Here is a 21,730-nt window from a genome sequence, read left to right as displayed (position 1 = left end):
GAATTACGACTCCTTAAAGGCTGTTGATCAGCGTGGCGAAAGTTTCCTGCGCAGCTTTGATGATCTGCGAAGACGCTGTGTAGTACTGCTGATATTTGACCAGGTTGCCGGTTTCTTCATCCAGGTTGACCCCGGACAGCGAATCGCGCGCACCTTTGGCGTTATCCAGAATCGCTGAGGTCGCGGCGCTGTCGGACTTGCCTTGGGCAGTCTTGGTACCGACGTTGGTCACCAGCTTGTTGTAGGCGTCAGTCAGGCTGATGCCCTTGCTCGCCGAACCGGTATCGACGGTCTGCGCCGTTTGCAGGGCGACCAGCGATTGCGCGTTGCGGTTGTCCGAGGACGCCGCACCGGTGAGGTTCATGGTGAAGGTTTCGCCAGGCTTCGGCGTGCCGCCAACGGTGGTCTGCACGGAGAAGGTTTTCTGTACGTTCGGCGTGACGCTGGTGTCCAGCACCGGGTTGCCGCTGGCATCGACGATGCCGACTTTCAGGTCCAGCGTGTTCGATTGACCAGGAACGATAGTGCCGCTGCTGATGAGGACGCCCTTGGCATCCACAAAGGTGTAAGCCTGGCTGCCCCCGGAGACAGCACCTAACACGAGCTTGACCGGCGTCGAGTTCTTCAGCGCCGCTTGCATGTCAGCCTGGGCAGTCGGGTTGTAGATATCGATCTTGTTGCTGAGCGTCGGCTGCGTGTAAGTCCCCAGACCGGCAGCGCTGGCCACACCGGTCAACGGACCGGCCGCAGCGATTTTCTTCGGATCGGTGAGCACCGTCTGGATGCTCGCCGCCGCATTGCGGGTCGGGGTCACTTTGAAACTGTCACCGGCGCTCAACGCACCACCCTTCAGCGCGAGGGTGAAACCGTCGATCACTGGAGGTGGATTGGTCGTCGTGCTGAAAGCACCCAGATCGGTGCCGTCGGAGCGCTTGACGGTGTAGTCAGTGGCGCTGGTGAACGTCACCTGATAATCGCTGGTGGTCAGCTTGCCGGTGTCCTTGATGGTGACATCGAGGTTACCCGAACCGGTGCTGTTGCCCGACTGCGCGATGCTGCGAGAACTGATCAGCGCGGCACTGTTGATGTTGTTGAAAATGGCCGCGCCGAAGTCACCGTTCTTGTCGATGCCCTGGGCTTGCTGACTGTTGACCTGATCAGCGATCACCAGCGCCACGCGGCCCAGCTCGTTGAGCGAGGGGTCGAGGACTTCTTTGCGGTAGGTCAGCAGGCCGCCGATTTCGCCACCGGTCATCGCCGAGGTGATGTCGATCGTGCTCGACCCGCGATCCATCTGGATGGCCATGCGCGACGGATCGGTTTTGCTCGCGACCATGCTCAAAGTGTTGGTGGTGTTGCCGATCACCAGCGGCTGACCGCTGCCGATGTACACGTCGAAACTGGTGCCACGCTCGACGACCTGTGCACCCGTCAGTTCGGAGAGCTGGCGTACGGCCTCGTTGCGGCTGTCGAGCAGATCGTTCGGCGCACCGCCACTGGTGGAGATCTCGCCAATCTTCTGGTTCAGGTTGGCAATCGAAGTGGCCAGTTTGTTCACCTGGGCCGTCATGTCGCCCAGGCTGCCATTGAGGGTGGTGTTCTGGTCGTTGAGCTGTTTGGCGATGGTATTGAAGCGACTGGTCAGCGCCTGCGCACCGGTCAGTACCGATTGACGCGAGGTGTCATCGGTCGCCGACGTCGATACGCCCTGCATCGTGGTGAAAAACTTCTGCAGCACACCGGTCAGGCCGGTGTTGGTGTCCGACAGCATGGAGTCCAGCGGCGTGGCCTGGGCCAGAAACGCGGCCGACTCGCTATCGAGCGACGTGGCCGTGTGCAGTTGGCTTTCCAGGTACGAGTTGTACACCCGGCGCACGTCGGCCAGGGTCGTGCCCGTACCGATAAACACGGTGCCGAACTGCTGCGAGGATTTGGTGCCCTGCACGGTTTGCTGACGTGAATAACCGGCGGTGTCGACGTTGGCAATGTTGTTGCCTGTCGTAGCCAAAGAGGACTGGCTGGCCGACAGTCCCGACATCCCGATATTGAGCAAACTCATGGTTCAGACCTTATACCTTGTGCCTTATAAAGGCGTGGTGGATACACCCGCCGCAGCGTAGTTTTGGAAACTGTTCATCTGCTTGGCTATCTGCGAAATCTTGCTTGCGTAGTTCGGGTCGGTGGCGTAACCGGCCTTTTGCAACTCGCGTACAAACTGTTCTGGGTTATCGGCAGACTTCAGCACTTCTTGATAGCGATTGTTGCTCTGCAGCAACGTCACCAGATCGTGGAAGCTGTCCTTGTACGAGGCGTAGGAACGGAACTCGGCCGTCTCCTTAACCATCTCGCCATTGCGGAACTCGCTGGTGATCGCCCGGGCCGAATCGCCCTTCCAGTTGCTGCTCGCCTTGATACCGAACAGGTTGTGGCTGCTACTGCCATCCTGGGCGCGCATGACCGACTTGCCCCAACCGGTTTCCAGCGCCGCCTGTGCCACCAGATAGCGCGGATCAACGCCGATGCGGTCGGCGGCTTCCTTGGCCATCGGCAGCATGGTGTTGACGAATTCGTCGGCAGAACTGAAGGCTTTTTTCGCCGGCGCCAGTGGAATCTGCGCCATGGCGCGACCATAGATCTGCATCTGTCCGCCCGAGGCCTTTTCGGTCTCGGCGCGGGCCAGCCAGTCGCCGTTGTACAGCGGGCCGGCGCCAGTGGTGGCAGCGGTTGTCGCACGCTGCGGCAATGCCATTGCCGTTGCCGCTGCCGGCGTGGCCGATGGCACCAGCCCGGCGAGCAAACGATCGGCGAGTTTCGGCGGCAAGGCCAGACGACGCTGGTTGATCAGCTCCATGTCGTTGCGATGAGCCAGTTGCGTGTTCGGCGCGTTCACCGAACGCGAGGCCCACAACGGGCGCTCGCCATTGAGCCGCGACAACGGGCCGTTGGTGGCAACGGTGCCGGCGGCAATCGGCGTGGCCACGGCAGCAGCTTTCGCCTTGGCTTCTTCCTGCTTGGCGGCGGACGCGGCCGCAGCCTCGCCCGGTGCCAGCGGTTTGTTCTTCGACATCTGCCGCATCAGCACGTCAGCCAGACCGATACCACCGCCCTCGCGGGACATGGAAACCGCCAGTTGCTGGTCGTACATTTCCTGATACTGCTTGGCCGCCGGCGTGTTGAGCGGGTTGTCTTCACCCAGGGCGTTGGTCGCCGAGCGCATCGACTTAAGCATTTCACCAAGGAACAGCGATTCGAATTCCTGCGCCACTTTGCGCAGGTTCGCATCGCTGTTCTTGTCGCCGACCTTGAGTTGGTTCAGGCGATTGAGGTCCGAGTAGGAACCCGAATCGCTGCTGCTGACCAGACCGCTTTTGCGCATATCCATAACGGTCGGCCTCAGATCACGATCAGGTCGGCTTGCAACGCGCCGGCCTGCTTCAGGGCTTCGAGGATCGCCATCAAGTCACCCGGCGCCGCGCCGACCTGGTTCACCGCACGCACGATCTCGTCGAGGGTGGTGCCCGGGCCGAACTTGAACATCGGTTTGGCTTCCTGCTCGGCGTTGACCCGCGAGCGCGGCACAACAGCCGTCTGCCCATTGGACAGCGGGCCGGGCTGGCTGACGATCGGGTCTTCGGTGATGGTCACGGTCAGGCTGCCGTGGGTCACGGCGGCTGGCGAAACCTTGACGTTCTGGCCGATGACGATGGTGCCGGTACGCGAGTTGATGATGACTTTCGCCACCGCCTGGCCCGGATCGACTTCGAGGTTTTCCAGGATCGACAGGTAGTCAACGCGCTGGCTCGGATCGAGCGGCGCAGTAACTCGGATCGAACCGCCGTCGATGGCTTGCGCAACGCCAGGGCCAAGCATGTCGTTGATCTTGTCGACGATGCGTTTGGCCGTGGTGAAGTCGGAACGGTTGAGGTTCAGCGTCAGGCTGTTGCCCTGGTTGAATCCGCTCGGCACCGAACGCTCCACAGAGGCACCACCGGGGATACGACCGGCCGACGGAACGTTGACGGTAATCTTCGAACCGTCACGGCCCTCGGCGTCGAAACCACCAACCACCAGGTTGCCCTGAGCGACCGCATAAACGTTGCCGTCGATACCCTTGAGCGGGGTCAGCAACAAAGTGCCGCCGCGCAGGCTCTTGGAGTTACCGATCGAGGACACGGTGATGTCGACCTGCTGACCCGGCTTGGCGAACGCAGGCAGGTCGGCACTGATCGACACCGCCGCAACGTTTTTCAACTGCACGTTGCCCGATCCCGGCGGCACCTTGATGCCGAACTGCGAGAGCATGTTGTTGAAGGTCTGCAGGGTGAACGGGGTTTGCGTCGTCTGGTCACCGGTGCCGTTAAGCCCGACCACCAGGCCGTAACCGATCAACTGGTTGGAACGCACGCCGGAAATGCTGGCGATATCTTTCAACCGCTCGGCGTGGGCACCAAAGGCTGCGGACATCAGCGCCGCAGCCAGCATGAGGCTCTTGAAATTCAACGTAGCCACCTAGAAAGGGAACAGCGGGCTGAGGAAGAAACGGTCGAACCAGCCTGGCTGACTCGTATCGGCAAAGGCGCCAGTACCCGAGTAGGTGATGCGTGCATCGGCGACCCGAGTCGACGACACGGTGTTGTCCGTGGCGATGTCATCGGCACGCACCAGACCAGCAATGCGCACCAGCTCGTCACCGGTGTTCAGCGTCAGCCACTTCTCGCCACGCACGGCGATGATGCCGTTGGGCAGCACGTCAGCGACGGTCACGGTGATCGAACCGGTCAGGCTATTGCTCTGCCCCGACTTGGCGTCGCCCTTGGTCGAACGGTCAGCACTGTAACCGGCGTTCAGACTCAGGTCGTTGCCCCCGATCGGGTTGTTGGTGGTCAGGCTGGAGCCGAACAACGAGGTCAGACCGACCTTGTTATCGCTGTTCTTGTCCATCTGCGAGTTGGCATTCTTGCTCGCCTGTGTGCGCTCGTTGAGGGTGATGGTGATGATGTCACCAACCCGGAAAGCCTTGCGGTCGCTGTACAGGTTCTGCTCGAAGCCGGCCTGATAGATCGAGCCGTTATTGGCGGCAGCCGGCAGCGGCGTGCGCGGCAACACCGGGGCGTAATAAGGGTCATTGGGCTTGGGCGTCGGAGCGACGCAGCCCGCGAGCGAGACGACCCCACTCAATGCCAGAACAGATACAAAGCGATTCATGACCCTACCTCACGGTGTTGCAGGCGACCTAATGGCCGCCTCATAGACTTGATTACAGATTCTGCGTTACGAACGAGAGCATCTGGTCAGCGGTGGAGATCACCTTGGAGTTCATCTCGTAAGCGCGCTGAGTGGTGATCATGTTGACCATTTCTTCAACAGTGCTGACGTTGGAGGTTTCCAGGGTGTTCTGCAGGGTGGTACCGAAACCGGCCAGACCCGGAGTGCCGACTTGCGGCGCGCCGGAAGCGGCAGTTTCCAGGAACAGGTTGTTACCCACCGCTTGCAGACCGGCCGGGTTGATGAAGTCGGCGGTTTGCAGGTTGCCGATCACTTGCGCTGCCGGGTTACCGGCGATGGTCACCGACACAGTACCGTCACGGCCGACGGTGAAGGTCTGGGCGTCGTTCGGGATAACGATGGCCGGTTCCAGAGCGAAACCGCTGGCGTTGACGATCTGGCCGTTGGAATCGAGGTGGAAGGTACCGTCACGGGTGTAGGACGTGGTGCCGTCCGGCTGCAGGATCTGGAAGAAACCGCGACCGTCGATGGCCATGTCCAGCGGCTGCTCGGTGGTTTGCAGGCTGCCGGCGGTGAAGTTCTTCTGGGTGCCGACAATGCGCACACCGGTACCCAGTTGCAGACCCGACGGCAGTTCGCTGTCCTGGGTCGACTGAGCGCCTGGCTGACGCTTGATCTGATAGAGCAGGTCCTGGAACTCGGCACGATCACGTTTGAAACCCGTGGTCGACACGTTCGCCAGGTTGTTGGAAATGGTGGTCAGGTTGGTGTCCTGGGCGGACAGACCGGTTTTGGCAACCCATAGAGCCGGAAGCATTCGATTCTCCTCGTGCGCCTGTTTTTCGGCGCGACGTTCTGATAATTAGCTGATCTGCAAGACCCGAGCCATGGCCTGGTCGTCGTCTTTGGCGGTGTTCATCATCTTGACGTGCAACTCGAACTGCTTGGCCAGGGCCAGCACCGAGGTCATCTCTTCAACGGCGTTGACGTTGCTCGACTCCAGGAAACCCGACACCAGTTTGACGTTGGCATCGGCCGGCGCCGGTTGGCCGTCCTTGGTGTAAATCGAACCGTCGAGGCCCTTGTTCATGTTCTTGATGTCCGGATTGACCAGTTTGATCCGGTCGACTTCCGCCATGACGCGCGGGCCTTCGCCCATCGCACGAATACTGATGGTGCCGTCTTCACCGACTTCGATCTGCTGCTCGGGCGGCACGGCGATTGGCCCGCCATTGCCCATCACCGGCATGCCGTTGCCGGCGCGCAGCACGCCGAGGGCGTCAACGTTGAGGCTGCCGGTGCGCACGTAGCTTTCGCCGCCGTTGGGGTTCTGCACGGCGATCCAGCCATTGCCGGTGACGGCGACATCGAGGTCACGACCGGTCTGCACCAGCGAGCCCGGGGTGAAATCCGTGGCAGGGCGTTCGCTCATGGCAAAGGCACGCGCCGGAAAGCTGTCACCGAACACCGGCATCGAACGCGCCTGTTCCAGGTCGCGCTGAAAACCGTTGGTGGAGATGTTCGCCAGGTTGTTGGCATGCGCCTTCTGCGCCAGTGCGTTCTGGCTGGCGCCGGTCATTGCCACATAAAGGTACTTGTCCACACTCTTTCCTCTGCATGCCGGACGTTTGCCGCCCACCGCTTTACTGCTGAGCCATAAGCAATTTGCAGACCAACTTTTTTCTGGCGCACAGAGGCCCGGTAAACAAAGGACTTGAGGGATGGCGAGAGGAAATTTGAAATGTATCGAAGTCGAAAAACCGGCGGTGTTATGCCGCTTGGCGGCAAAAGATCAAAAGATCGCAGCGTGCCGCAGCTCCTACATTTGAAATGCGTATTCCTGTAGGAGCTGCCGAAGGCTGCGATCTTTTGATCTTAAGCTTCGGGATCTTTGCCGACTTCATACTCACGCAGCTTGTTGGCAATGGTGGTGTGCGAAACACCGAGCCGCTTGCCCAACTGTCGACTGCTCGGGTGCTCGGAATACAGCCGCTCCAGCACCGCTTTCTCGAAGCGCCCGACAATTTCGTCCAACCCGCCTTCCAGCGAGAAATCGCCAAGCGGCTGACGCACGCCATAATCCGGCAGACGAATATGTTCAGCTTTCACCGTACCGCCATCGCACAGCGAAACCGCCTGGAACAGTACGTTCTCCAGCTGTCGCACGTTGCCCGGCCAATGGTAATGACTGAGTCGATCCATCGCCGCCGGCGCCAGTTTCGGCAGCGAACAACCGATCTGCCGACTGGCCTGATCGAGGAAATGCTCGACCAGCGGCGTCAACCCGTCGAGGCATTCGCGCAGCGGCGGGATATGCAGCGAGAGCACGTTCAAGCGGTGATACAAGTCCTGACGAAACTCGCCGCGCGCGCACAACTCGGACAAGTCCACTTGCGTCGCGCAGATGACCCGCACATCCAGATAAACCTCTTCATCACTGCCCACGCGACGGAAGCAACCGTCCTGCAGAAAGCGCAGCAACTTCACCTGCAGGCGCGGGCTCATTTCCCCGACGCCATCGAGAAACAGCGTGCCGCCCGCGGTCAATTCCAGCAGTCCAAGCTTGCCTTCGGCCCGCGCGCCTTCGAAGGCGCCGGGGCCATAGCCGAACAGCTCGGTCTCGGCCATCGATTCCGGCAGCCCTGCGCAGTTGAGCGCCATCAGCGGCGACTGCCCGCGCGGGCTGGCGAGGTGGCAGGCACGCGCGAGCAATTCCTTGCCGGTGCCGGTTTCGCCTTCAATCAATAGCGGCGCGTCGAGTGGCGCCATGCGCCGTGCTTCACGCACCACGGCAGCCATCACTTTCGAACTCTGGAAGATACTGTCGAAGCCACGCAATTCCTGCTTGCGCACGTTATAGATGCGCTCGCCGACGCGATCGGCGCGGTGCAAGGTCAACACCGCACCAGCCATGGCTTCGCTGTCGTCGTGTTCCGATTGCAGCGGCGCGATGTCGGCCAGAAAGACGTCGCCCTTGACCTTGACGCGCATGCCATTGATCCGCGATTTATTGGCGCGCACCAGTTCCGGCAAATCGAAATCCTCGGCGTAGCGCGACAGCGGAATCCCCGGCACCTCATCGACGCGCACACCGAGCAACTGCGCCGCCGCGCGGTTGGCCGCGACGATCGAGCCGCCCATGTCGATCGACAACACAGGAAACTCCAGCGCGCCGAGCAAGGCATTCAATTCCATATGCCGCCGCTCGCTGGGCATCAGCCCTACCCGCTTGACGCCAAACACCCCGGCGATCGCTTCGAACTTAGGCCGCAGCGCCTGGAACTGGATATTGATCAGGTTCGGACAGTGCAGGTAGATCGCGTTGCCATGCTCACCTCCGACTTCGCCGCGCGCCACGTTGATCCCGTAGGCCACCAGCAGGTTGAGAATGTCGCGCAGGATGCCGATGCGGTTCTGGCAGTGGACTTTGATGCGCATAGGAGAAAACCCGCCAAACCAATCATTAAGTTAAATACAGAACCTATGGGAGCGAGCCTGCTCGCGAAGACGGCGGCACATTCAACATTAATGTGTCAGGCAGATCGCATTCGCGAGCAGGCTCGCTCCCACAAGGGTCAGCACCACGACTTTTCTGCCGAGGCACGCAGATAGTTGTCAAGATTATGTGACAGCCATCAGCCTTTTCAAACCCGCGAATTACCGTAAACGCGAGATATCCGCTAAAGCGTAACGATAATTTTACGATTTAAAGAGAAATTTCCTACGCACAGGCGATTCAACCTGCTGCACATCAACGCGCTCTCGGGTAATCCTGAGTCCATCGCTGGACATAACAAGAACGAATTCCCCTAGCAGGAGAGCAGTATGAAGCAGACGCAATACGTGGCCCGCGAGCCCGATGCGCAAGGTTTTATCGACTACCCCGCCGAAGAACACGCGGTGTGGAACACGCTGATCACTCGCCAGTTGAAAGTGATCGAAGGGCGTGCGTGCCAGGAGTACCTGGACGGTATCGAAAAACTCGGTCTGCCCCACGACCGCATTCCGCAACTGGGCGAGATCAACAAGGTGCTCGGCGAGACCACCGGATGGCAGGTCGCCCGCGTGCCGGCGCTGATCCCCTTCCAGACTTTTTTTGAACTGCTGGCCAGCAAGCAGTTTCCGGTGGCCACCTTCATTCGTACCCGCGAAGAACTGGACTACCTGCAAGAACCGGACATTTTCCACGAGATCTTTGGTCACTGCCCGCTGCTGACCAACCCGTGGTTCGCCGAATTCACCCACACCTACGGCAAACTCGGCTTGCAGGCCACCAAGGAAGAACGTGTTTATCTGGCGCGCCTGTACTGGATGACCATCGAGTTCGGCCTGGTCGACACCCCGCAAGGCAAACGCATCTATGGCGGCGGCATCCTGTCCTCACCAAAAGAAACCGTTTACTCGCTGTCGGACGAACCTGAGCATCAGGCGTTCGACCCGCTCGAAGCCATGCGCACGCCGTATCGCATCGACATCCTGCAACCGCTGTACTTTGTCCTGCCGAACCTCAAGCGTCTGTTCGACGTGGCCCATGAAGACATCATGGCCATGGTTCGCCAGGGTATGCAGCTGGGTCTGCACGCACCGAAATTTCCGCCGAAACCGAAAGCCGCGTGAACCGCGACTTTTGCTGACAATTGAACCTGTCAGTCGCCGCCACTTTGGTTTAGCGTGACGGCATTGACGGCTCAAACGCTTTAATAAAAAAAACACACTCGATTTCAGGAATACACCATGTCGACTTTGAACCAAGCCCACTGCGAAGCCTGCCGCGCCGATGCGCCACAAGTCAGCGACGAAGAACTGCCGATCCTGATCAAGCAGATCCCTGACTGGAACATCGAAGTACGCGACAGCATCATGCAGCTGGAAAAAGTTTTCCTGTTCAAGAACTTCAAGCACGCGCTGGCGTTCACCAACGCGGTCGGCGAGATCTCCGAGGCCGAAGGTCATCACCCGGGCCTGCTGACCGAATGGGGCAAAGTCACCGTGACCTGGTGGAGCCACTCGATCAAAGGCCTGCACCGCAACGACTTCATCATGGCCGCGCGCACTGACGAAGTGGCCAAGACCGCAGAAGGACGCAAGTAATGCACTTCGACGCCATCGGCCGGGTACCCGGCGACCCGATCCTCGGCTTGATGGAGGCGTATGCGCAGGACACCAACCCGCGCAAATTCGACCTGGGCGTTGGCGTCTACAAGGACGCCCAAGGCCTGACGCCAATCCCGGAGGCGGTGAAAATCGCCGAAGCGCGGCTGGTCGAAAGCCAGGACACCAAGACCTACATCGGTGGTCACGGCAACCCGCTGTTCGGCAAACTCATCAATGAGCTGGTGCTCGGCGCCGACTCCAAGCTGATCGCCGAACAACGCGCCGGCGCCACCCAGACGCCGGGCGGTACCGGTGCCCTGCGTCTGGCCGCCGACTTCATCGCCCAATGCCTGCCGGGCAAAGGCGTGTGGCTGAGCAATCCGACCTGGCCGATCCACGAAACGATTTTCGCCGCGGCCGGGGTCAAGGTCAGTCACTACCCGTACGTGGGCAGCGACAACCGCCTCGATGTCGAAGCCATGCTCGCCGTGCTCAACCAAGTGCCGAACGGTGATGTGGTGCTGCTGCACGCGTGCTGCCACAACCCGACCGGTTTTGACTTGAGCCATGACGACTGGCAGCGCGTGCTCGACGTAGTGCGCAGCCGCGACTTGTTGCCGCTGATCGACTTTGCCTACCAGGGTTTTGGCGACGGCCTGGAGCAGGATGCGTGGTCGACGCGGCTGTTCGCGACTGACGTCCCAGAGCTGCTGATCACCAGTTCCTGCTCGAAGAACTTCGGCCTGTACCGCGACCGCACCGGTGCGCTGATCGTCTGCGCGAAAACCGCCGACAAGCTGATCGACATCCGCAGCCAACTGGCCAACATCGCCCGCAACCTGTGGTCGACACCGCCGGATCACGGCGCTGCGGTGGTCGCGACCATCCTCGCCGATCCCGAACTGAAAGCCCGTTGGGCCGATGAAGTGGAAGCCATGCGTTTGCGTATCGCGCAGTTGCGCAGCGGCCTGGTCGAAGCGCTGGAGCCGCACGGTTTGCGCGAACGCTTTGCGCACATTGGCGTGCAACGCGGGATGTTCTCTTACACCGGGCTGTCACCGGAGCAAGTGAAACAACTGCGTGAGCATCACAGCGTGTACATGGTCAGCTCCGGTCGGGCGAACGTCGCCGGCATTGATGCCACGCGCCTCGCCCTGCTGGCCGAAGCCATCGCCAGCGTCTGCAAATAGTCAAAGCACCGCAGTACCCCTGTAGGAGCTGCCGAAGGCTGCGATCTTTTGATCTTGTTTCTAAAGCAGGATCAAAAGATCGCAGCCTTCGGCAGCTCCTACATTTGTTTGTGGTGACCTTTGGGTTTTGCCCTCCCCTGCGGCCATCTGTCGCATTAATTTGAATTAAAAGTCTGATTGTCATTTTTCCTGCTGTATCCTGCGCAGGCTTTCCAGAAGCGCGGATCTACCAGATCTATCAACAGACTTAGCGAGGAGCGCAACCATGCACGAGATTCCTAATCTCCCCTTCCCAAGCCTGCACGTACCTGAGCAGACGACCACGCAACAAGCCGGTGCCCAACAGCCCGAGCCGAAAGAAGCCGTTGAAAGCCGTCCGGCCGACAACGAAGAGTAAGACCCGTCGTACAGACCGTGTGGAAAGCGCTAACATGCGCTTTCCACACTGCCTGAACCCCGAGCCTGCCATGACCGACGAATTCTCCGAAAGCCAAGCTGCCGTACTCATCGGCGCCACCGAGAAAATGATCGAGATCTGGAACCGCCTCTCCCCCGAGAAACAGGCCGCCCTGCTCGCCCGCTTCGGCAGCGAAGAAAATGCCCTCGCAGCGCTGGTCACCACGCAACTGGTTGCCCCCGCCAAATCCTGAAGCACTCACCCGGCAAATAGTTTTACTTTTCCCGCCCCAGATCCGTCCACGCCGGTATCATAAGCAGCCTATCTAATCTGCCGTTGCCGTGGATCGTTACCCATGTCGTCCTCTATGTCCGAGCCCCAGCGCCCCCTGGCGGTCACGCTGCAAGTCGTTTCCATCGTCCTCTTCACCTTTATCGGTTACCTGAACATCGGCATTCCGCTCGCGGTGCTGCCCGGTTATGTGCACAGTGATCTGGGCTTCGGCGCGGTGATCGCCGGCCTGGTGATCAGCGTGCAATACCTCGCCACCCTGCTCAGCCGCCCGTATGCCGGCAAGATCATCGACAACCAGGGCAGCAAACGGGCGGTGATGATTGGTCTGGCCGGGTGCGGCTTGAGCGGTGTGTTCATGCTGATTTCGGCGTGGACACCGAACCTGCCGATGCTCAGCCTGATCAGCCTGTTGATCGGTCGACTGGTGCTGGGCAGCGCTGAAAGCCTCGTGGGTTCCGGTTCGATTGGCTGGGGCATCGGCCGCGTTGGCGCGGCGAACACGGCCAAAGTGATTTCCTGGAACGGCATCGCCAGTTACGGCGCACTGGCGGTCGGCGCCCCGTTTGGCGTGTGGCTGGTCGGCCAGTTGGGGTTGTGGAGCATGGGCGTCAGCATCATCTTGCTAGCGGCGCTGGGCTTGCTGCTGGCGTGGCCAAAAACCGCCGCGCCGATTGTCGCTGGTGAACGTCTGCCGTTCATGCATGTACTTGGCCGCGTATTCCCGCACGGTTGTGGTCTGGCGTTAGGCTCGATCGGTTTCGGCACCATCGCCACCTTCATCACCCTGTATTACGCCACGCAGCATTGGGAAAACGCCGTGCTGTGTCTGAGTCTGTTCGGTGCCAGTTTCATCGGCGCACGCCTGCTGTTCGGCAACCTGATCAACCGCCTCGGCGGCTTTCGTGTGGCGATTGCCTGCCTGTCGGTGGAAACCCTCGGCCTGCTGCTGTTATGGCTCGCGCCAGACGCACATTGGGCGCTGGCCGGTGCGGCGTTGAGCGGTTTCGGATTCTCGCTGGTGTTTCCGGCGCTGGGCGTGGAAGCGGTGAATCTGGTGCCAGCGTCAAGCCGCGGCGCAGCGGTTGGCGCCTATTCGCTGTTCATCGACTTGTCGCTGGGGATCACCGGGCCTTTGGCCGGGGCGATTGCGGCAGGCTTCGGTTTTGCTTCGATCTTCCTGTTCGCCGCTCTCGCTGCATTGAGCGGACTGGCCTTGAGTATTTATCTGTACAAGCACACCGCCAAATACCGCGAAGACTAGAAATCCACTTTGCCGCGCCCGGCCTTGATACTGCCGCGCTTGGTTTTCGATTCGAGCCGGCGCTTCTTCGAGCCGAGGGTCGGCTTGGTCGGGCGGCGTTTCTTTTCGACTTTGGTCGCGCTGAGGATCAGCTCGACCAGACGCTCCAGCGCATCGGCACGGTTGGCTTCCTGCGTGCGGTACTGCTGGGCCTTGATGATCAACACGCCATCGCTGGTGATGCGACTGTCGCGCAGCGCCAGCAGCCGTTCCTTGTAGAACTCGGGCAACGAGGAGGCCGGAATATCGAAGCGCAGGTGCACGGCGCTGGAGACCTTGTTGACGTTCTGCCCTCCGGCACCTTGCGCGCGGATGGCGGTCAGTTCGATCTCGGCATCCGGCAGATGCACGTTGTTGGAAATCACCAGCATGGAAAAGCATCCGTAATCAGAGCGCACAGGATACCGCGATTAACCGCAAAGCGACCTGCGGCCTGCGGGCACAACTTCCCGCGCACTTATGTCGAGTGTCATTTCGAGTTACCATTGCGACCTTTGAATTTACCCGTTTAATGCAGGAAGCAGACTTATGAGCAACAAGGCAGTTATCGTTTTCAGTGGTGGCCAGGACTCTACGACCTGCCTGATCCATGCGCTGACTCACTACGATGAAGTGCACTGCATTACCTTTGATTATGGTCAGCGTCACCACGCGGAAATTGAAGTTGCCCAGCAACTTTGCAAACAGCTTGGCGTGACCGTACACAAGGTAATGGATGTTTCGCTGCTCAATGAACTGGCGATCAGCAGCCTGACCCGCGACAACATTCCGGTGCCGACGGTCAACAGCTCTGGAGAAAGCCTGCCGAGCACTTTCGTACCGGGAAGAAACATTCTGTTTTTGACCCTCGCCTCTATCTATGCGTATCAGGTTCAAGCCAGAACAGTTATTACCGGGGTTTGCGAAACCGACTTCTCGGGTTACCCGGATTGCCGGGATGAGTTCGTCAAGGCATTGAACAACGCGCTTGAACTGGGCATGGATTACACATTACGTCTGGAAACGCCACTGATGTGGCTGAACAAAGCGGAAACCTGGGCCCTGGCTGATTACCACAATCAACTGGACTTGATTCGCCATCAGACCCTGACTTGCTACAACGGTATCGCCGGCAGTGGTTGCGCCAATTGCGACGCGTGCAACCTTCGCGCAAAAGGACTCAACGAGTTCCTGGAGAACAAAGAGCAAGTGACCAACAGTTTGAAATTGAAACTCAAACTAAATTAAGGCACAAAAAAACGCTCGCCTGGACACCCAAGCGAGCGTTTCTGCTATTCAATCAAGCCTGACTCCCCGTCAGGTACTTCTTGAACAATGACCGCGCACCATAGGCGGGCATGATATTAAAGAAAGCAAAACCCACTTTGATCGCGATCTGCACATAGATCATGCTCAAAATCGCACTGTTCTCCATCGTTCCATAGAATGCGATGTAGCAGAACAGAAAGCTGTCGATGATGACTGCAAACAACGTACTCAAGAACACGCGCAAGAACAGGAATCTGGAGTTGGTCAGTTCCTTGATCTTGCACAACAGATATGAATTGATGTTTTCGGACACCAGAAACGAAATCGAAGACGCTACCAGAACAGAAGACAATTGACTGATCACGTCATTGTAAGGTCCATCGAGCTTCCACCCCGGCAGCCCCGGCAAATGCGTGGTAATCGCCAATAGAATGATAATCGCCGCATTGCTGATGAACGCAAAGAGAATCGCCCTGCGTGCCAGCCGCAGACCAAAGGTCTCGTTCAACAGGTCAACGATCAGAAAGGTCAGCGGATAAAGAAAAGTTCCCGGGGTCACGACAATGTCAAAATAATCCAGGTAGATCGGCTTCGTCGCCGCAATACTGGTGAAGATATACAGCGTGAACAGCATCAGGTTCAGGATAATGTAGATCATCCAGGAACTCTCATGCCGATCGTTTATTTCGTAAGCCGTTAACGCCCCACCCTGGGAGTAGAATTTTTTGTAGAGGCTTTTCACTTCGATTTTATTCAGATTATCCATAATCTCACTATTCAACACTTCACTCAGTTTTATTTTAATTATCTTGCCTGTGGCGATCACCATGATAACGGCCAGGCTTTTTCCATTTTCGAACCCCAGCAATTTGTACTTGCTGTTTTCCATTTCAACACTGCAGTCCATTGAATCGTTCCTCGATTACATCCCCGATCAAACCTACACGCTCCGTATCAATGCTGCCCTCATGGCATATGGATAACTTCGCCGTTACTTTGTCATAAACCAGTTTTTCCCGATCGCTGTTCGACGCGCCTTTCTGTACGATCAACAAATCACCGGATTCATGCATGCCGCTGATTTCATTTTCCAGCAGCACGCCAATCAGATTAAAGGACGCACCGAAATAGTAAGTCAGTGGATAAATCGTCGCCAACTCACCAATTCTTTTATCCAGACTTTGCAGCAGCATACTTTCTTTAATCACCGGAACAGCCGCCGGATTCATATTCCCCTGCGGAGAAATACTACTTTCGATTGTTTCCTTCTCTTCAAAATCGATCGTCTCTATTTCTTCATAGGAAACGCCGAAGAAATCAGAAATCTTGCGCACAGTGGACTGTTGTACATTGACCACCTTGCCTTCAAGAATGTTGTAGATGGTGGTACGCGTCAAACCACTGGAGTGACACAAGGACAACTGCGTCTCCCCGCGACTCTTGATCAGGTATTTGATGTTGTTTTTCAGATTCTCCGATCTTTCTTTTCTGTGCATCACATGCTTGCCATCCATTTTTAACTGCAATCATTGTCACGTCCCGAATGAACATTCCGGACATACACAAGTGAGGTAGGAAATTGCAGTTCTATCCCTGTCAGTGCCGCGCGAGATCATAGCACTCTCCCTCCTTGGGTTCGGTACAAAAAGTCCACTAAAAAAACGCCGCCCTCGACAAGCCGGACGGGCATTTCAGCGCCCGTTTTGTCTGCTTGGTTCCTGAGGCGATCGACGCTGGCGCCTGAATACCCTCCTGGAACTTCTGCCGTTTTACACCCGAAGCGCCGGCAAAAAGAATCATTTTATTTGAAGAATGTTTAATTTTTTGATTAATTCGATGGCGTTCCCCACTGAAAAATCTATGATGCGTCGAGCTGGCCTCTCATCTTCGAACAAGAAAGAACCGAAAAACGGGGGGCCTGTACACGGTTAAGTTTTGCGCGCACCGCCGCCAGAACACGGATTCGCCGGTACAGATTCGGCAAGCAGGATGTTCGCATCACGCAAATCAGGGAAGTCGCGTTGCGGTTCGCAGCGCACAGTACACACGGAAGGAATCAAGCAATGGCAGTCACTACCGAACCGCTCCAGAACCAGGCTGACTTACTGCGACGCGGCCTGGCGGATCTGCGTGCAGAAGATGCCGAACTGGCGACCATTCTCGACGCCGAAGTCACGCGTCAACAGCACACGCTTTCACTCGTCTCCTCCTCTTGCGCAGTCCAGCCGCGAACGTTGCTGGCCTGCGCTTCCGTGCTGGTCAACGTGACGGCAGAGGGCATGTCCGGCAAGCGCTACAGCGCCGGGTGCGAGAACGTCGAGCGGGTCGAGTCGCTGGCCATCCGCCGGGCGCGGGAGCTGTTCGGCGCGCAATACGCCAACGTGCAGCCACACTCAGCGTCGAACGCCATATACCAAGTGCTTACCGCCCTCCTGGAGCCTGGCGATACCCTGTTGGGCATGGCGGTGGAACACGGTGGTCATCTGACGCATGGCAGCCTCGCCGCGTTTTCCGGCGCCTACTACAAGGCGATCCAGTACGGCACGACATCCGACGGTCTCATCGATTACGACAAGGTTCGCCTGCTTGCACTCGCCCATCGCCCACGCGTCATCCTCTGCGGCGCCACCGCCTATTCGCGAGTAGTGGACTTCAAGCGGTTTCGCGAAATTGCCGATGAAGCCGGGGCCATCGTGCTCGCCGACATTTCGCATATCGCCGGCCTTGTCGCCACCGGGCGACATCCGAGTCCGATCGACGCTGCACACGTCACCGTCACCTGCACGCACAAGCAACTCGCCGGGCCGCGGGGTGGCGTGATCCTCAGCGGTACTGATGCAAACACCAAGATTCCCGGTTTGCGGACTACTTTCAGTCGCCTGCTGGATCAAGCCGTTTACCCGCGAATGCAAGGCGCGCCCGCCGCCAACATGCTCGCAGCCAAAGCTGCAGCGCTGGGCTACGCGATGTCGGCAGAATTCGATGCCTGCATGGCGCAGATCCGCAGCACAGCGGATGAAATGGCCCGCGCATTCCAGGCACGGGACTATGAAGTGGTCGGCGGCTGCAGTGAAAACCATACGGTTCTGGTTCGCTTGCGTGGCGGCATCACGGGCGCCATCGCGGAAGCGGCGCTGGGGCACTGCGGGATCATCGTCAATAAACATCGCCTGCCCGGCGACCCACGTTCTGCACTTGTTACCAGCGGGCTGCGTATCGGTACGGGCGCTCTGGCGCAGCGCCGGGTCGATGTCCCCGGCAGCCGGCAGATAGTCGATTTGATTGGCCGGATTCTGGCTACTGTGGCACCGCTCGGCGAACAGGATTACACACTGGAACCCCTGCTCCTTGCGCAGTTTCGCTCAGAGGTCGAAACCTTGTGCAGGGACTATCCCGTCGCTGACTATCAATAGAGTCCCAGCATTTGCACCCATAAAAAAACCCGGCACTCAGGCCGGGTTTTGGGTTTCTGTGGCAGCGCTTACTTGGCAGCACCAGCCGCGTGCACGGCCTGCTGCGCACCGCGCTTGTTCTTGATCACGTAGCAGACCCACATGAACACCACCCACACCGGAATCGCGTACACCGAGATCTGAATGCCCGGGATCAGCAGCATCACGCCGAGGATGAACGCAACAAACGCCAGGCAGATGTAGTTGCCATATGGATACCACAGCGCTTTGAACAGCGGCGTCTGTTGGGTCTTGTTCATATGCTGGCGGAACTTGAAGTGCGAGAAACTGATCATCGCCCAGTTGATTACCAGCGTCGCCACGACGAGGGACATCAACAGTTCCAGTGCATGTTGCGGCATCAGGTAGTTCAGCAGCACAGCCACCAGCGTTACCGCAGCGGAGGCAAGGATCGAACGCACCGGCACGCCGCGCTTGTCGATCTTCGCCAGACCTTTCGGCGCATCACCCTGCTCGGCCATGCCCAGCAGCATGCGGCTGTTGCAGTAGGTGCCGCTGTTGTACACCGACAACGCGGCGGTCAACACCACAAAGTTGAGGATGTGCGCGGCGGTGTTGCTGCCGAGCATCGAGAACACTTGCACGAACGGGCTGCCGCTGTACGAATCGCCGGACGCGTTGAGGGTTTCCAGCAGGCTGTCCCACGGGGTCAGCGACAGCAGGATGACCAGCGCACCGATGTAGAAAATCAGGATCCGGTAGATCACCTGGTTGATCGCTTTCGGGATCACGGTTTTCGGCTTGTCGGCTTCAGCGGCGGTGAAACCGAGCATTTCCAGACCGCCGAAGGAGAACATGATGATCGCCATGGCCATCACCAGACCGCTCACCCCGTTCGGGAAGAAACCACCGTGCGACCACAGGTTGCTTACCGAGGCTTGCGGGCCGCCGTTGCCGCTGACCAGCAGGTAGCTGCCGAGCGCAATCATGCCGACGATCGCCACAACCTTGATGATCGCGAACCAGAACTCGGCTTCACCGAAGACTTTGACGTTGGCCAGGTTGATCACATTGATCAGCACGAAGAAGGCTGCCGCAGAGACCCAGGTCGGAATGTCCGGCGCCCAGTAATGAATGTATTTGCCGACCGCCGTCAGCTCCGACATGCCCACCAGAATGTACAGAATCCAGCAGTTCCAGCCCGACAGGAAACCGGCAAAGCCGCCCCAGTACTTGTGCGCGAAATGGCTGAAGGAACCGGCCACCGGCTCTTCGACAATCATTTCGCCGAGCTGGCGCATGATCATGAAGGCGATGAAGCCGCAGATGGCGTAGCCGAGGATCATCGACGGGCCGGCGGATTTCAGCACCCCGGCCGAGCCGAGGAACAATCCGGTACCGATCGCGCCACCGAGGGCGATCAGTTGAATATGGCGATTTTTCAGGCCGCGTTTAAGCTCGCCTGATTGCGAGGGTTGTCCACTCATGAAAAAGGTCTCACGCAAGGTTTGATGATGTTCAGTAGACGTTGCTGCAAGGTTGCGATTTCAGGCAGCCCCGATCAAACCCCAGCGCAGGCACCAGGAGTTCAGCTTATTTACAACGGTCATGCGTCACCTGTTTGTTTTTATCTGTGACGAAATCGAACCCGAAACGCTTGTGGCGCCACGGAGTGAACAAGGCGGATAGCCTTGAGATTTGCGCGATTACGCAGAGGGTCACAGTTAAAACGCGGCGCATTGTACACCGCTAACCCCCTGCTGCCAGACCCCGCTGGATCAGCGTGGCGGTTGCCGGGATTGCGTGTGTCCGCCACGAGATGCTCGAGCGGCTGCAAAAATTGAGTCAGGCCTTTGCAGGCCATCGGCGTGGACGAGGAAAAAACCGTCCCACGGAGAGAGGTGAAGATCAGTCACGGCGTTCATTGCGCCTCCTTCTTGTTATGCACCTGCACGACAGGCATGGGGCGCATCTCACCTTGCAAACGCCGCTGAAACAAGCGCGCCAGAGCCTTGCCCCGCGCCCGGCGGACCGGGCTTCGGCAGCTTTTCCTTACAGCACTCGCCAAAGGACGAATTCACCCTGTATTAGGGGTTTTTTCGTAAACTTTTCTTTACGATACGTAACGCAAAGTTTCCGTTTCAGAAATTTCTGTCGGACGTCTGCAAATTGACGGTAGCTAGCTTGCTAACTAAAACCGTCACTTAGTTTTTTGTTTTTAAATAAGAAAAACCGAACAAAAAAACAGAACAAAAAGTCTATTTAAAAAATAAATGAATAATTTTTTGCATTACAAAAATCCGTGAACTAGGTTCTTCACGTCTTGCCGGCCACCTCGACCGGCCAGTCATAACCGTGAAAGTCATCTAGGAGATCGACCATGCAAGCACTGGAAAAAGACTTGGATACCGAACTGCAACTGGACGAATGGTTTGAAGCACCGACCCACGAGGCGGCTGTGGAAATGATGCAAGCCGACGCGGTAGTTCCGTTCGGCACGGCGATGTGGCCTCTGTAAGACATCTCCGGGCAGGCACGGTCCGGCCGGTCGTGCCTGCCACTTTCTTCACGGTCAGTCAGGGAGGACTCATGGATAAGCCCCGCGCGATCTCGCATTTCCTTTACTACCTCGAACACCACCCTGCCCTTGCCGGCCTCGACTCGGCGAAGGTATTGCTCGGCCACACGGCTGATTACCAAGCGCTGACCGGCGCCATCGCCGAACAGGCGGGCGATCATCCGCGTTTCCGGTTCAGCACCCGACGGCTGGACCTGGAAAGCACTGCAGCGCTGACCTCGGCGATCACCGACAGCGATCTGTACATTTTCTTCTACGACTCTTCCACCCTGCCCAACCCGCGCCCCGATGGCCCGGAGTTCGTCCGTGCGCTGCAAGGCGTGATGGCGGAAAACTGGAAGAAGTCGCTGCTGTTCAAGGATTACGGCGATTATTTCTACGACACCTTCAGCGTCACCCCGCAGCGCATCGCCGGGCTCAACGGTCACCTGATCCAGCGCATGTCCCAGGCGACCACGCTGAGCTTCAAGGACGATGACGGCTCATGGTTCGAAACGCCGCTGAGCAGCATCAAGAAGTGGACCGACATCAACGGCGTCGGCAACTTCGACCTGGCGCCCGGCGAAATCGCCACGCACAGTGAAGCCATCAACGGCCATGTGAAATTCAAGGGTACGTTCCTCAGCACCATCCCGTTTGCGCGCAAGTACGGCGTGCTGGAGTCGCCGCTGGAGTTGTGGATCGAAAACTCGACCATCAGCCGCATCGCCACTGAGGTACCGGGGCTGGAGCATGATTTCAACAAATACCTGGACGCCAATCCTTCGAACCGGCGTATCGAAGAACTGGGGATTGGCACCAATGAAGGCGTGAAGGATTTGTATGCGCGCAATGCCGGGTTTGAAGAGCGGCATTGTGGCTTGCACCTTGGTTTGGGCGGTGGCGCCAAGGGCAGTCATCACCTGGACCTGATCTTTTCCGGCGGCGTTTTGGCGCTGGATGACAAGCCGGTGTTTGACGGGCGTTTTGTGTTCTAGGCGACTGACGCCT

At 58.4% G+C, this 21,730-nt stretch carries 21 protein-coding genes; 10 read left to right on the top strand and 11 right to left on the bottom strand.

Annotation, left to right across the window (positions count from 1 at the left end):
* Nucleotides 1-13 precede the first annotated feature (13 nt).
* The 7 genes from flgK to M9827_RS04200 form a co-directional block, all read right to left on the bottom strand.
* Entirely contained in the window at nt 14-2,059 is a 2,046-nt protein-coding gene (flgK, locus tag M9827_RS04230; RefSeq protein ID WP_250603702.1) for a flagellar hook-associated protein FlgK, read from the bottom strand.
* A 24-nt stretch (nt 2,060-2,083) separates the two neighbouring features.
* Complete coding sequence (gene flgJ, locus M9827_RS04225) at nt 2,084-3,382, bottom strand: flagellar assembly peptidoglycan hydrolase FlgJ (protein WP_250603700.1); 1,299 nt, start codon at nt 3,380-3,382, stop codon at nt 2,084-2,086.
* 11 nt (nt 3,383-3,393) lie between these two features.
* Nucleotides 3,394-4,482: a flagellar basal body P-ring protein FlgI gene (locus tag M9827_RS04220; protein ID WP_176091703.1), complete on the bottom strand. Its 1,089-nt coding sequence runs from the start codon at nt 4,480-4,482 to the stop codon at nt 3,394-3,396.
* A gap of 27 nt (nt 4,483-4,509) precedes the next feature.
* Entirely contained in the window at nt 4,510-5,205 is a 696-nt protein-coding gene (gene flgH, locus M9827_RS04215) for a flagellar basal body L-ring protein FlgH (protein ID WP_038363773.1), read from the bottom strand.
* A 52-nt stretch (nt 5,206-5,257) separates the two neighbouring features.
* Entirely contained in the window at nt 5,258-6,043 is a 786-nt protein-coding gene (flgG, locus tag M9827_RS04210; RefSeq protein ID WP_095050156.1) for a flagellar basal-body rod protein FlgG, read from the bottom strand.
* Between the two features lie 45 nt (nt 6,044-6,088).
* Complete coding sequence (locus M9827_RS04205) at nt 6,089-6,829, bottom strand: flagellar basal body rod protein FlgF (protein ID WP_093439577.1); 741 nt, start codon at nt 6,827-6,829, stop codon at nt 6,089-6,091.
* A 272-nt stretch (nt 6,830-7,101) separates the two neighbouring features.
* Nucleotides 7,102-8,664, bottom strand: coding sequence for a sigma-54-dependent transcriptional regulator (locus M9827_RS04200; protein WP_250603698.1), 1,563 nt, complete (start codon nt 8,662-8,664; stop codon nt 7,102-7,104).
* A gap of 387 nt (nt 8,665-9,051) precedes the next feature.
* Between M9827_RS04200 and phhA the strand changes: the two genes are divergently transcribed.
* From phhA to M9827_RS04175, 6 genes are all read left to right on the top strand, one after another.
* Nucleotides 9,052-9,843, top strand: a complete 792-nt coding sequence (gene phhA, locus M9827_RS04195; protein WP_007965510.1) for a phenylalanine 4-monooxygenase — start codon at nt 9,052-9,054, stop codon at nt 9,841-9,843.
* 117 nt (nt 9,844-9,960) lie between these two features.
* Nucleotides 9,961-10,317: a 4a-hydroxytetrahydrobiopterin dehydratase gene (locus M9827_RS04190; RefSeq protein WP_003222798.1), complete on the top strand. Its 357-nt coding sequence runs from the start codon at nt 9,961-9,963 to the stop codon at nt 10,315-10,317.
* Nucleotides 10,317-11,510 carry an amino acid aminotransferase gene (locus M9827_RS04185; protein ID WP_250603695.1) on the top strand — a complete coding sequence of 398 codons (1,194 nt, stop codon included), beginning with the start codon at nt 10,317-10,319 and terminating at the stop codon, nt 11,508-11,510. Before M9827_RS04190 ends, M9827_RS04185 begins: the two co-directional genes overlap by 1 nt.
* Before the next feature lie 265 nt (nt 11,511-11,775).
* The gene (locus M9827_RS27710; protein WP_008088845.1) at nt 11,776-11,907 is read left to right on the top strand and encodes a hypothetical protein; all 132 of its coding nucleotides are present in this window, start codon (nt 11,776-11,778) and stop codon (nt 11,905-11,907) included.
* A gap of 70 nt (nt 11,908-11,977) precedes the next feature.
* Complete coding sequence (locus tag M9827_RS04180) at nt 11,978-12,160, top strand: hypothetical protein (protein ID WP_025113527.1); 183 nt, start codon at nt 11,978-11,980, stop codon at nt 12,158-12,160.
* A 114-nt stretch (nt 12,161-12,274) separates the two neighbouring features.
* On the top strand, nt 12,275-13,462 hold the full coding sequence (locus tag M9827_RS04175) for an MFS transporter (RefSeq protein ID WP_250604208.1): 1,188 nt from the start codon (nt 12,275-12,277) through the stop codon (nt 13,460-13,462).
* Here M9827_RS04175 and arfB read toward each other — a convergent pair.
* Nucleotides 13,459-13,872 (bottom strand): alternative ribosome rescue aminoacyl-tRNA hydrolase ArfB, encoded by a 414-nt coding sequence (gene arfB / locus M9827_RS04170; protein ID WP_095050152.1) that lies wholly within the window; start codon nt 13,870-13,872, stop codon nt 13,459-13,461. The genes M9827_RS04175 and arfB overlap by 4 nt on opposite strands.
* 157 nt (nt 13,873-14,029) lie before the next feature.
* Here arfB and queC point away from each other — a divergent pair, with 157 nt between their 5' ends.
* Nucleotides 14,030-14,728, top strand: coding sequence for a 7-cyano-7-deazaguanine synthase QueC (gene queC, locus M9827_RS04165; RefSeq protein WP_250603693.1), 699 nt, complete (start codon nt 14,030-14,032; stop codon nt 14,726-14,728).
* A gap of 52 nt (nt 14,729-14,780) precedes the next feature.
* Here the strand turns inward: queC and M9827_RS04160 are convergent, their stop codons facing one another.
* The gene (locus M9827_RS04160) at nt 14,781-15,656 is read right to left on the bottom strand and encodes a queuosine precursor transporter (protein ID WP_250603691.1); all 876 of its coding nucleotides are present in this window, start codon (nt 15,654-15,656) and stop codon (nt 14,781-14,783) included.
* The gene (locus M9827_RS04155; protein ID WP_250604206.1) at nt 15,640-16,245 is read right to left on the bottom strand and encodes a helix-turn-helix transcriptional regulator; all 606 of its coding nucleotides are present in this window, start codon (nt 16,243-16,245) and stop codon (nt 15,640-15,642) included. The genes M9827_RS04160 and M9827_RS04155 overlap by 17 nt, the downstream gene beginning before the upstream one ends.
* A 567-nt stretch (nt 16,246-16,812) precedes the next feature.
* Between M9827_RS04155 and glyA the strand changes: the two genes are divergently transcribed.
* Nucleotides 16,813-18,162, top strand: coding sequence for a serine hydroxymethyltransferase (gene glyA / locus M9827_RS04150; RefSeq protein ID WP_250603688.1), 1,350 nt, complete (start codon nt 16,813-16,815; stop codon nt 18,160-18,162).
* 68 nt (nt 18,163-18,230) lie between these two features.
* On the opposite strand, the gene M9827_RS04145 is transcribed toward glyA, so the two are convergent.
* Complete coding sequence (locus tag M9827_RS04145) at nt 18,231-19,649, bottom strand: amino acid permease (RefSeq protein WP_250603686.1); 1,419 nt, start codon at nt 19,647-19,649, stop codon at nt 18,231-18,233.
* A gap of 893 nt (nt 19,650-20,542) precedes the next feature.
* Between M9827_RS04145 and M9827_RS04140 the strand changes: the two genes are divergently transcribed.
* Nucleotides 20,543-20,680, top strand: a complete 138-nt coding sequence (locus M9827_RS04140) for a hypothetical protein (RefSeq protein WP_003222780.1) — start codon at nt 20,543-20,545, stop codon at nt 20,678-20,680.
* A gap of 71 nt (nt 20,681-20,751) precedes the next feature.
* Entirely contained in the window at nt 20,752-21,717 is a 966-nt protein-coding gene (locus tag M9827_RS04135; RefSeq protein WP_250603684.1) for a M29 family metallopeptidase, read from the top strand.
* Nucleotides 21,718-21,730 lie beyond the last annotated feature (13 nt).

This window comes from Pseudomonas sp. AKS31, assembly GCF_023634765.1.
Taxonomy (GTDB): domain Bacteria; phylum Pseudomonadota; class Gammaproteobacteria; order Pseudomonadales; family Pseudomonadaceae; genus Aquipseudomonas.
This window is presented reverse-complemented; position numbering and strand designations above follow the sequence as displayed.

What these genes read in the sequence shown, in the direction of transcription:
- arfB (WP_095050152.1), bottom strand. Translation starts at nt 13,872, where the DNA reads ATGCTGGTGATTTCCAACAACGTGCATCTGCCGGATGCCGAGATCGAA.
- flgH (WP_038363773.1), bottom strand. Translation starts at nt 5,205, where the DNA reads ATGAATCGCTTTGTATCTGTTCTGGCATTGAGTGGGGTCGTCTCGCTC.
- M9827_RS04140 (WP_003222780.1), top strand. Translation starts at nt 20,543, where the DNA reads ATGCAAGCACTGGAAAAAGACTTGGATACCGAACTGCAACTGGACGAA.
- M9827_RS04155 (WP_250604206.1), bottom strand. Translation starts at nt 16,245, where the DNA reads ATGCACAGAAAAGAAAGATCGGAGAATCTGAAAAACAACATCAAATAC.
- flgG (WP_095050156.1), bottom strand. Translation starts at nt 6,043, where the DNA reads ATGCTTCCGGCTCTATGGGTTGCCAAAACCGGTCTGTCCGCCCAGGAC.
- phhA (WP_007965510.1), top strand. Translation starts at nt 9,052, where the DNA reads ATGAAGCAGACGCAATACGTGGCCCGCGAGCCCGATGCGCAAGGTTTT.
- M9827_RS04220 (WP_176091703.1), bottom strand. Translation starts at nt 4,482, where the DNA reads ATGCTGGCTGCGGCGCTGATGTCCGCAGCCTTTGGTGCCCACGCCGAG.
- M9827_RS04145 (WP_250603686.1), bottom strand. Translation starts at nt 19,649, where the DNA reads ATGAGTGGACAACCCTCGCAATCAGGCGAGCTTAAACGCGGCCTGAAA.
- M9827_RS04180 (WP_025113527.1), top strand. Translation starts at nt 11,978, where the DNA reads ATGACCGACGAATTCTCCGAAAGCCAAGCTGCCGTACTCATCGGCGCC.
- M9827_RS04190 (WP_003222798.1), top strand. Translation starts at nt 9,961, where the DNA reads ATGTCGACTTTGAACCAAGCCCACTGCGAAGCCTGCCGCGCCGATGCG.
- M9827_RS04135 (WP_250603684.1), top strand. Translation starts at nt 20,752, where the DNA reads ATGGATAAGCCCCGCGCGATCTCGCATTTCCTTTACTACCTCGAACAC.
- flgK (WP_250603702.1), bottom strand. Translation starts at nt 2,059, where the DNA reads ATGAGTTTGCTCAATATCGGGATGTCGGGACTGTCGGCCAGCCAGTCC.
- M9827_RS27710 (WP_008088845.1), top strand. Translation starts at nt 11,776, where the DNA reads ATGCACGAGATTCCTAATCTCCCCTTCCCAAGCCTGCACGTACCTGAG.
- M9827_RS04185 (WP_250603695.1), top strand. Translation starts at nt 10,317, where the DNA reads ATGCACTTCGACGCCATCGGCCGGGTACCCGGCGACCCGATCCTCGGC.
- glyA (WP_250603688.1), top strand. Translation starts at nt 16,813, where the DNA reads ATGGCAGTCACTACCGAACCGCTCCAGAACCAGGCTGACTTACTGCGA.
- M9827_RS04175 (WP_250604208.1), top strand. Translation starts at nt 12,275, where the DNA reads ATGTCCGAGCCCCAGCGCCCCCTGGCGGTCACGCTGCAAGTCGTTTCC.
- queC (WP_250603693.1), top strand. Translation starts at nt 14,030, where the DNA reads ATGAGCAACAAGGCAGTTATCGTTTTCAGTGGTGGCCAGGACTCTACG.
- M9827_RS04160 (WP_250603691.1), bottom strand. Translation starts at nt 15,656, where the DNA reads ATGGACTGCAGTGTTGAAATGGAAAACAGCAAGTACAAATTGCTGGGG.
- flgJ (WP_250603700.1), bottom strand. Translation starts at nt 3,382, where the DNA reads ATGGATATGCGCAAAAGCGGTCTGGTCAGCAGCAGCGATTCGGGTTCC.
- M9827_RS04200 (WP_250603698.1), bottom strand. Translation starts at nt 8,664, where the DNA reads ATGCGCATCAAAGTCCACTGCCAGAACCGCATCGGCATCCTGCGCGAC.